Origin of the sequence: Caulobacter sp. DWP3-1-3b2, from assembly GCF_049896325.1 — a bacterium.
Classification (GTDB): Bacteria; Pseudomonadota; Alphaproteobacteria; order Caulobacterales; family Caulobacteraceae; genus Caulobacter.
Genome location: NZ_JAFCUB010000044.1, coordinates 24,947 through 34,474, shown reverse-complemented (window position 1 = coordinate 34,474; position 9,528 = coordinate 24,947). Strand labels below are relative to the sequence as shown.

Annotated in this window: 10 protein-coding genes; 7 read left to right on the top strand and 3 right to left on the bottom strand. The window is 67.5% G+C overall.

Annotated features, from left to right (window positions below; translation table 11 throughout):
- Positions 1-390 precede the first annotated feature (390 nt).
- Positions 391-1,884 (top strand): amino acid permease, encoded by a 1,494-nt coding sequence (locus ACP7AG_RS19540; RefSeq protein WP_426032941.1) that lies wholly within the window; start codon positions 391-393, stop codon positions 1,882-1,884.
- A gap of 50 nt (positions 1,885-1,934) precedes the next feature.
- Here ACP7AG_RS19540 and ACP7AG_RS19535 read toward each other — a convergent pair whose 3' ends face one another.
- Genes ACP7AG_RS19535 through ACP7AG_RS19525 form a run of 3 tightly spaced genes read right to left on the bottom strand, consistent with a single transcriptional unit; the run spans position 1,935 to position 3,666 of the window.
- A complete protein-coding gene (locus ACP7AG_RS19535) occupies positions 1,935-2,561 on the bottom strand; it encodes a DUF1190 domain-containing protein (protein ID WP_426014050.1) in 627 nt (208 codons plus the stop codon).
- An 8-nt stretch (positions 2,562-2,569) separates the two neighbouring features.
- Positions 2,570-2,983: a DUF350 domain-containing protein gene (locus ACP7AG_RS19530; RefSeq protein ID WP_426014048.1), complete on the bottom strand. Its 414-nt coding sequence runs from the start codon at positions 2,981-2,983 to the stop codon at positions 2,570-2,572.
- A 29-nt stretch (positions 2,984-3,012) separates the two neighbouring features.
- A complete protein-coding gene (locus ACP7AG_RS19525) occupies positions 3,013-3,666 on the bottom strand; it encodes a DUF2491 family protein (protein WP_426014046.1) in 654 nt (217 codons plus the stop codon).
- Between the two features lie 206 nt (positions 3,667-3,872).
- On the opposite strand from ACP7AG_RS19525, the gene ACP7AG_RS19520 reads away from it, so the two are divergent.
- The 6 genes from ACP7AG_RS19520 (at position 3,873) to ACP7AG_RS19495 (ending at position 9,504) form a co-directional block, all read left to right on the top strand.
- Complete coding sequence (locus ACP7AG_RS19520; RefSeq protein ID WP_426014044.1) at positions 3,873-4,313, top strand: YjfI family protein; 441 nt, start codon at positions 3,873-3,875, stop codon at positions 4,311-4,313.
- A 23-nt stretch (positions 4,314-4,336) separates the two neighbouring features.
- Positions 4,337-5,062 carry a PspA/IM30 family protein gene (locus ACP7AG_RS19515; RefSeq protein ID WP_426014042.1) on the top strand — a complete coding sequence of 242 codons (726 nt, stop codon included), beginning with the start codon at positions 4,337-4,339 and terminating at the stop codon, positions 5,060-5,062.
- A gap of 9 nt (positions 5,063-5,071) precedes the next feature.
- Entirely contained in the window at positions 5,072-6,232 is a 1,161-nt protein-coding gene (locus tag ACP7AG_RS19510; protein ID WP_426032939.1) for a glutathionylspermidine synthase family protein, read from the top strand.
- A 200-nt stretch (positions 6,233-6,432) separates the two neighbouring features.
- On the top strand, positions 6,433-6,867 hold the full coding sequence (locus tag ACP7AG_RS19505; protein WP_426032937.1) for a hypothetical protein: 435 nt from the start codon (positions 6,433-6,435) through the stop codon (positions 6,865-6,867).
- Positions 6,868-7,311: 444 nt separating this feature from the next.
- Positions 7,312-7,896, top strand: coding sequence for a CDP-alcohol phosphatidyltransferase family protein (locus ACP7AG_RS19500; protein WP_426032935.1), 585 nt, complete (start codon positions 7,312-7,314; stop codon positions 7,894-7,896).
- A gap of 114 nt (positions 7,897-8,010) precedes the next feature.
- The gene (locus ACP7AG_RS19495) at positions 8,011-9,504 is read left to right on the top strand and encodes a methyl-accepting chemotaxis protein (protein ID WP_426014039.1); all 1,494 of its coding nucleotides are present in this window, start codon (positions 8,011-8,013) and stop codon (positions 9,502-9,504) included.
- Positions 9,505-9,528 lie beyond the last annotated feature (24 nt).

The following is a 9,528-nucleotide window of genomic DNA, read 5'->3' as shown; positions in this document are numbered from 1 at the left end:
AGCCCGGCCCCATCGTCATGCTACGCGGTTGGCGCAGCCTCCAGGACCGCAAATGCGGCTGGACCCTGGCTAACTTACAGGCCACCCTCAGACATGTGTGAATCTGCTAGCCCTGTGGGGGAGGCGATGGCGTAGCGATCGGTGGGGGGAGTTTTAGGATCGCGGATTGGGCGCGGGCGATGGTGTGTCACTCCCCCCTCCGTCGGCTTCGCCGACACCTCCCCCACAGGGGGAGGAACGGTCCGCCGCCCGCCTTTTACGCCACAAGGCCGCGTGGCGCCGAAATAGTGAACGCGGGTCGCCCAAAGTGCGGATTGTGATCACGATGAATCGCCGTCGCCCTCATCGGCGCGCAACCTCCACTGGGAAACAAAAGCAGGGGGACGGATCATGAGCGAGGAAATCGCGGGCGGCGGCGTCAGCTACGAGAAGGTCGATGCGGCCTATTTCGACAAGCGCGGACTGAAGCGCTACGCGGGGGTGTTCTCGCTGTGGGCCCTGGGGGTCGGGGCGGTGATCTCCGGCCAGTTCTCGGGCTGGAACCTGGGCATGGGGGTCGGCGGCTGGGGCGGCATGCTGGTGGCCACCCTGATCATCATCGTGATGTATCTGGGCCTGACGTTCTCGATCGCCGAGATGGCCGCCGCTCAGCCGCATACCGGCGGGGCCTACAGCTTCGCCCGCGCCGCCATGGGACCCTGGGGCGGCTTCATCACCGGGCTGTGCGAGAACGTCGAATATGTGCTGACCGCCGCAGTGGTGTGTTTCTTCATCGGCTCGTACCTGGGCGGCATCTTCGAGACGCCGGCCTGGGTGCAGCCGCTCTACTGGATCGGGGCCTATGTCATCTTCGTCGGGCTGAACGCTGGCGGGGTAGCGATGTCGTTCAAGTTCACGGTGTTCATCACCCTGTTGGCCCTGGCCTGCCTGGCGGTGTTCTGGGTCAGCGCCCTGCCGCACGCCGACTTTTTCAAATACGCCATGAACGTGGGGCCCGGCGGGACCGAGCTGAAGGACGGCCACGGACCGTTCCTGCCGGCCGGGGTCGGCGGGGCCCTGGCCCAACTGCCCTTCGCGGTCTGGCTGTTCCTGGCCATCGAGCAACTGCCCCTGGCGGCCGAGGAGAGCCACACCCCGGCCCGCGACCTGCCCAAGGGCATCATCCTGGGCATGCTGACCCTGATCGTCTCGGCCCTGCTGGTGCTGTGGCTCAACAGCGCCATCTCGCCGGGGACCTTCGCCCTGTCGAAGTCGGGCGAGCCGATCCTGGAGGGCTTCCGCACGATCTATGGCGGGGGCTTGGCCAAGGTCCTGGCGGCCGTGGCGGTGGCGGGGCTGATCGCCAGCTTCCACGCCATCATCTTCGCCTATGGCCGGCAGATCTATTCGCTGTCGCGCGCCGGCTACTTCCCGTGCGGCCTGTCGGTGACCAGCGGCACGCGCAAGACGCCCGACGTCGCCTTGCTGACCGGCTCGGCCGCCGGCCTGCTGGTGATGCTGGCGGTGTGGTTCATCCTGGGGGCCGAGAAGGGCGCGGCGGTGATCGGCGGCACCCTGCTGAACATGGCGGTGTTCGGGGCTATGCTGTCCTATGTGGCGCAGGGCGCATCGTTCATCCTGCTGCGCCGCAAGTTCCCCGACATGGCGCGGCCGTACAAGAGCAAGTTCGGCGTCGTCGGCGCGGGGCTGACGGTGGTGATCTCGCTAGTGACCATCTTCTACCAGTTGAAGGACCCGATCTATCGCGCCGGCATGCTGGGCGTGGCGATCTGGTTTGCGGTCGGCATCGTCTATTTCGCCCTGGTCGGTCGCAAGAAGCTGGTGCTGTCGCCCGAGGAAGCCTTCGCGATCAGCGGCGGCAAGACGGCTTACGAGACGCATTGAGCGGGCGTTTAAATCCGCTCATCCCGGCAGTCGCCGGGATGAGCGGTGTATTACCCCCCGTACGAGCGCCCGCCGCCGCCGAAGCCCCCGCGGGAGATCACCGAGCTGCGGCTCTGAACGCGGGTCGGGGCCTTCATGGCGGGAGCGTCGAAGCTGTCGGCGCGGACGCGGGTGCGGCCGGTGACATAGTCGCGCGACAGCGGGGCGCCCGAGCCGCCGTAATAGGTGCCGCCCCGGTCGCGATACATCGGCGCGCCGTAAAACCCGCCGCCCATGTTGCTGAGCGCCTGGCCGACGATGAAACCGGTCAGCAGCGGGGTGAAGAAGCTGCCGCCGCCGTTGTTGTCACTGCGTGGCACGCACTGGGACACGCCGTAGCGCTCTTCGCAGCTCTGCTGGTCGCCAAACTTGGGGGCGTTGGTGGCGCTGTCCTTCTGGGCCTGGGCATAGGCGGTGTCGCACTGCTGGGCGGTCATGGCGCCGTCGGCCTTGCAGTCGGCGAGCGAGGCGAAGGTCTTGGCGTCGACCTCTTGCGTCGCGGCCGGTGGGTCGCCCCACTGGGTTGCGGCGGGCGAGCCGTCGCAGGCGCTGATCGACATCGCCGTGCCGGCCATCAGGCCGGTCAGGGCCAGGCTGCCCGAGCGGAGGCGGCGGCGGGGTTGCGGGTGATCGGTCATGGAAAGCCTCAGGCCGTCATGCAGGCGGCGTTGAGCAGGCCAACCGCCAGGGAGATGCTCATCAGATAGACGCCGGCGGCGATCTCGCCCCGTTCGATGCGGGCGGCGACGTCCTTCATCGCCACGACGCGCACCAGGCTGAAGGCGGCGACCTGGATCACGCCGGCCAGGGCCGCCCAGGCGCAGAACTCGACCAGCGACACGGTGTTGCTGAGCGCCGAGGCCAGGGGCAGCACATAGCCGACCAGGGCGCCGCCCAGGGCCAGGGCCGCAGCGACATTGCCCTCGCGGATCAGCTTGGCCTCGTCATAGGGCGTCACCCACTGGTAGATCAGCTTGAAGGCCAAGGTGAACAGGCCGGCGACCACGAAGGCCAGTAGGAACGCCAGGGCGTTGCCGCCAAATCCGTGCAGGTCGCTCATGTTCATTCCCCTCGAAACTCGTTTGCCGCCTAGGCCCGGAACTCGCCGACGCCCAGGGCCACACCGATCATGATCTCGAACGAGACCTCGCGCTGGCGCGTGTCTTCGTTCTCGTTCTCCTGCTGGATGGCTAGCAGAAGCTCGCGGCCGTCGCCCGGCAAATCGCGGGAGAACAGCATGCTGGTCTGGAAGATCCGCCGGTCGGGGATCCCGTCTCGGTCGTCATGGACGTCTTCCCAGAAGGCCACCGGCTCCTGGCTCTCGGCCTCGTCGCCGAACCAGTCGCGGCGGTATTCCGGCAGGCCGGGACCCGTGAAGGTGCGGGCCCGCAGCCGCTTGGCCCAGGCCTCCTCGTCGGCCTTGCCGCCCGGATAGGCGCTGTCCCACGGAATGAACACGGTGATGTCGGTGACCCGCTGGCCCTCGCGGTCGTCGGTGACAGCCTGGAACATCACGTTGTCGTCCGTATAGAACCGGTGGACAAAGCCGCCCTCGCGCAGCTCGATCAGGCCCTGGGCGGTGATTTCCAGGGTGTCGGTGTCGAGGGTGAACTTCAAATCATCGCCCAGCCGGCGCCAGGCCAGGGTATCGAGCCAGACGGTCCGCCCCAGCGTGACGTTGCGGATCGCCGGCAGGGCCGAGACGGGGGCGGTGTCCTTGCGGCCGAAGAGCTTACCGAACATGAAGGCGACCCGATGCGAAACTCCGTCCACATGTACGGCGCCTGCCCCGGTCAAAAAAGAGGGGAGCGCAAAAGGGGCCGCGCCATTACCAACTTGTCATCCAAGACCGTAAGATCGCGCTCTCGACGACTGGCGTTCGCTCGCCCATCTAGTATGAAGCCGCCTAAGCAGGCCCCAGACCGAACGAAGACGAGGACCACGCCCCCATGAGCCAGACCGCCTGGACTGTCCGCACCCTGAAGGCCGCGCTCGATGACGCGCCCGGTCGCGGCGCCGACGAGTTGACCGTACGGGTGCTGGAAGGCGCCGAACCGATCCTGCTGGCCACCATGCACTGGCAGGGCGACCTGGAAATCTTCATCAGCGTCAGCGACCAGCAGATCGCCGCCTCCACCCTGCTGTGGCCGGTCGACGAGCAAGCCGACCGCCACGCCTTCAACGAATTCCTGCTCAAGGCCCAGAAGTTGGTGCCGCTGTCGAACTTCGGCATCAGCACGGTCGGCGAGCGCGATTTCTACGAACTGTTCGGCGAAATCTCGACCACCTCGCCGGTCGAGGAAATCCTGATCGAGCTGCGGACCCTGGCCGAGAACGCCATCGACGCCGCGTCCGACCTGCGCAACTCCTTCACTCCCGTCGCCGCTTAATTCACGACCCTACGGAGACTCCCATGTCCATCTGGAACAAACTGTTCACCCTGGGTCGGGCCGGCGCGCACGAAGCCACCTCGGCCGTCGTCGACGCCAACGCCCTGCGCATTCTCGACCAGGAAATCCGCGACGCCGACACCGCCCAGGGCAAGGCCCGCGACGACATGGCCAGCCTGGTGGCCCGTCGCCGCATCCTGGAAAAGGAAGTCGCCGGCTTCAGCGACCAGGTCACCAAATACGAGGGCTCGGCCCGCGCCGCCGTCACCAAGGGCGACATGGACCTGGCTCGTCAGGTGGCCCAGCGCATCGCCGATCTGGAGTCGGACATCGCCCTTAAGACGCCGCAGATTGGCGAGATGCGAGCGGCCGAAGATCAGCTGCATACCGCCATCAGCGCCACCGACCGCCGCATCGAGACCCTGCGTCGCGAGGTCGAGGTCGTGAAGGTCAATGAAAGCGTCCAGAAGGCCCAGGCCTCGGTCGCCGCGCGCGGCGCGGGCGCCGGCTCGTCGCTGGGCTCGGCCGCCGACAGCCTGGCGCGCATCAAGGAACGCCAGATGGTCCGCGGCGAGCGCATCAAGGCGGCCGGCGAACTGGAAGACCGCCGCACCGGCGCCGATCTGGACGAAAAGCTGCGCCTGGCCGGCATCATGCCCGGCCAGTCCTCGGCCGACGACGTGCTGGCCCGCCTGGCCCCGGCCAAGCCGACCCTGCAGATCGAGCAAAAGCCGGACGGCGAGGCCTAGGCGTAGCCGGTGCGCCGCCTCAAGCTGACGCCCCGTCCCGACTGGCAGGCCAAGGCCGAGGCCGTGGGCTTCGTCTATCACCACACCGATGGCCAGGCCTATTGGGACGAGAGCGTGGCCTACGCCTTCACCCTGAAGCAGGTGGAAGACGACCTGGAGCCGGCCGCCGCCGAGCTCCACGACCTGTGCCTGGACCTCGTCGACGAGGTGGTCGGCAGCCAGGAGCTGATGGAGAAGCTGGCCATCCCAGCCGAGCATCGCGACTTCGTGGCCGGCGCCTGGCGCGCCAAGCAGCCGTCGCTCTATGGCCGGTTCGACTTCGGCTATGACGGGCTCAGCAAACCCAAGCTCTACGAATACAACGCCGACACGCCGACCAGCGTCTTCGAAGCCGCCACCTTCCAGTGGCTGTGGCTGGAGGAGCTGATCGCAAATGGGACGCTCCCCGCCAACGCCGACCAGTTCAACAGCCTGTTCGAGGCCCTGCGCGAGCGGTTCAAGACCCTGTTCCCGACCGGCGGCTTCGTCCACTTCGCCAGCGACGCCGAGTCCGTCGAGGATCGCCAGACCGTGCGGTTCCTGGAGGACCTGGCCATCCAGGCGGGTCTCGACCCCAAGTTCGTGGCCATGAACGCCATCGGCCTCAACGAAGAGGGCCAGTTCGTCGATCGCGAAGGCTTCGTGCTGCAGGCGGCGTTCAAGCTCTATCCGTGGGAGCACATGCTGCGCGAGCCCTATGCCGCCCACCTGGTCAGCGCCGACGTGCGCTGGCTGGAGCCGCCATGGAAGGCCATCCTGTCCAACAAGGGCATATTGCCGCTGCTATGGGAGCGCCACAAAGGCCACCCCAACCTGCTGGAGGCCTATTTCGAGGGCGACGCCGCTGCGTCGGCGCTAGGCTCGACCTTCGTGCGCAAGCCGCTGTTCTCGCGCGAGGGGGCCAATGTCGAGGTGGTCGGCGCGGGCGACGAGGCGGTGCTCGACCAGGGCTATGGCGAGGAGGGCGCGATCGTTCAGGCCTACCATCCGCCGCCGGAGTTCGACGGCAAGCGCCCGGTGGTCGGGGCGTGGATCGTAGGGGCCGAGCCGGCGGGCATGGGCATCCGCGAGGACGACAGCGTGGTGACCAAGAATCTGGCCCGGTTCGTGCCGCATGTGATCGAAGGGTAGGGGGATAACGTGGGGTCTGCTTCCGACCCTGAGCGGACCTTCGAATGAGGCCGCTTTGGCTGCCGCCAAACAGGTTGCCATTTCGCGCTTCAGCCGGTTGAAGGCACGGCGACGGGCGTCAATGGTCAATGCTAGGAATGGAATACGCCTCCCTTGCAACGCAAAGCTTCATCACCACCTGCTGCTTAAGGAGCTCGACCATGATCATCCTGACCCTACTTTTCGCGATGACATTCGGCCTTGTGCTGTCCGGCAGGGGCATGTGGCTTGGCGATGCGCTTTACAAGGCCTTGGTGGAGAGGCCTGCGGAAAGCCTAAATCGGGGTCCGATTGCCGTGGCTGCGTATGTGGTCGCGGCATTGATGCTTGCTGGTTTCGCGGTCGTGGCGCCCGAACTCATTCCGTTGGCGGCGGCAGTCGATTTCGCGCTTGCTGTTGAACTTGCGGCCCTTGTGTTTGTGGCCCGCGCCAGCAGTTGGACAGGTGTTGCGCGCCGATTTGTATTGAGCCAGCCGAGACAGCTCGCAAGCGGGCTGTTCCGACCCTCTTCGCGCACTCGCCAGCATCGGCCGAAGCGTAAGCGTCAGAGCTGTGCTCAAAACGACCCAGAAGCGTGGCCACTGGCTTTCGCTTGAGGGCTGATGTCCGCTAGCCACCCTTCGCTGACTTTCGGAATGTCTGCTTCCGGCGACTGCCCGCATCCGCCCCTGATGCGGCCACGCCTTAAAGCCTTGGTGGATCGGAGCTCTGGCGTCTGACGATGTCAAGGACCACCTCTGGCGGCCGCGTTGCGGCGGCGCGAGAGCGCCGTCCTTGACATCGTCAGACGCCAGAGCAAGCTCGCCATCGCGGTTTTAAGGCGCGGCCTCGCCGTTGCGGGCGGATTGGGAAGGGCTCGGACGGCCTGAACACCGACAAGCAGTCTCCACCTCCCTCGTGAAACGGGGGAGGTGGCGGCGAAGCCGACGGAGGGGGCATCAGCGCCTTTGTAGGACGCCCCCTCCGTCACGACGCGTATTCGCATCGCGCCACCTCCCCCGCGTTGCGTGTGAGGAGAAGAACAGCCTAACCTCCGGTCCATGACCCCGCGCGCCATTCCCTACCTGCTGATCGCCCTGCGCGTCGCGGCGGGCCTGCTGATTCTCGCCCTGGCGCTGTTTGTCGGCCAACCCGCGCGCGCACTCTGCGCTGTCCTGCTGGCCGTCGGCGTGTTGTCGGACATTTTCGACGGGGTGATCGCCCGGCGGCTGGGCAGCGTCACCGACCGTTTGCGCACGTTCGACAGCCGGGCCGACGTGGTGTTCTGGCTCTGCGCGACAGCCGCCGTCCTGGTCCTGCACCCCGGCCTGATGGCCGTCCTTTGGCCCCTGGTCCTGGTGCTGGGCGCGATGGAACTCACCGCCCACGCCGTCAGTTTCGCCCGCTTCCGTAAGGAGGCCTCGCCGCATCACCTGCTGTCGAAGCTGTTCGGCCTGGCACTATGGGCCCTGTTGACCAAACTGCTACTGACCGGGACCGGTGGCGTGGTGCTGTCGATCGCCTTCGCGATGGGCGTGGCCTCTCAGTTGGAGGCCCTGGCGATCATGCTGATCCTGCCGACCTGGCGCTGCGACATCCGGGGCGTGGGCCAGGCCCTGGCCCTGCGACGCCGTTCTCACCAATAGGTCAGGGACCGGAACCCGAAGGCCAGAACGTCGCAGCCTGCGACATGGTTAATGGGCCATTAGGAATCAGCCGCCATTGCTTGGGGAACCCCGCGCTTGGGGCGGAGATTCGGCATGAACGGGTTCAATCGGCTGTCCTTCGGATGGAAGCTGATCGTGGTGGCGGGAGTGGTCGCGGGCCTTGGCCAGATCGGCTGGTCGCTGGCGACCCGTGCGGGCCTGGTCTCTCCGTTCGCCGTGGCCGGCCTGGCGACGCTGATCGCGACGCTGGCCCTGTTGATCCTGGCCTGGAGCGCCGCCAGCGGTCGCGCCGTGGCCTCGCTGGCCCGTTCGGTCGAGGGGCTGGGGGCCGGGCGGTATGACCAAGCCATCGCCGGCGCCGACGACCGTGAAATTGGCGCGGTGGCGCGCGCCCTTGACGGCGTCCGCAACGACCTGGCCCAAGGCGAGCGCGAGCGCGCCCAGCAGGCCGCCGACCGCGCTGTCGCCGAGGCCGCGCGCCAGCACCGCGCCGATCAGGTCGAGGCCTTCGCCCGCAGCCAGGCCGCCGCCGTGGCGACCCTGGGGCAGGGGATGGGCAAGCTGGCGCAGGGCGACCTGATCTGGCGGATGCGCGAGGACGGCTTCGAGGGCGAGGCCCGCCAGGCGCCGCGCGACTTCAACGCCGCGGTCGAGACCCTGCAGCAGGCCATGACCGGCATGCTGGCCACCGCCCGGGGCATCCGCGGCGGCTGCGGCGAGATCGCGATGGCCGCCGACGATCTTTCCCAACGCACCGAACGCCAGGCCGCCGGCCTCGAACAGACCGCCGCCGCCCTCGACCAGATCACCGCCACCGTCCGCCGCAGTTCCGACAATGCAGAGAAGGCCCGCGGCGTCACCCAAAGCGCCAAGTCCAACGCCGAGAAGAGCGGCCAGGTGGTGCGTGAGGCCGTCGAGGCCATGGGCGGCATCGAGAAGTCCTCGCAATCGATCAGCCAGATCATCGGCGTCATCGACGAGATCGCCTTCCAGACCAACCTGTTGGCCCTCAACGCCGGGGTCGAGGCGGCTCGGGCGGGCGACGCGGGCCGCGGCTTCGCGGTGGTCGCTCAGGAAGTGCGGGCCTTGGCCCAGCGCTCGGCCGACGCGGCCAAGGAGATCAAGGGTCTGATCCGCGCCTCCAGCGAACAGGTCGGCAAGGGCGTCAAGCTGGTCGGCGAGACCGGCCAGACCCTCGACCAGATCCTGGTCCAGGTGGCGCAGATCAACGATCTGGTCGGCGACATCGCCGCCTCGTCCAAGGAGCAGGCCGTGGGTCTGCAGCAGATCAATGTCGCGGTGAACCAGATGGATCAGGCCACCCAGCAGAACGCGGCCATGGTCGAACAATCCACCGCCGCCACCCACGCCCTGGCCTCGGAGGCCGCCGAGTTGGAGCGGCTGATCGGCGGTTTCCAGGTGGGCGCCGAGATTCACGACTACAGGCCGCGCCAGGAGGCTCCGCGTCGCTCCGCGCCGGCCCCGGCGCCAGCCCGGCGCGAAGCATTCCGTGAGCGCTATGTGCAGGGCGCCAACGCCCTGAAGATCGAGCCGCGCTCGCGCCCCGGCGAGTGGCAGGAATTCTAGGCCGATGACGGGCCGCCCGGCGTC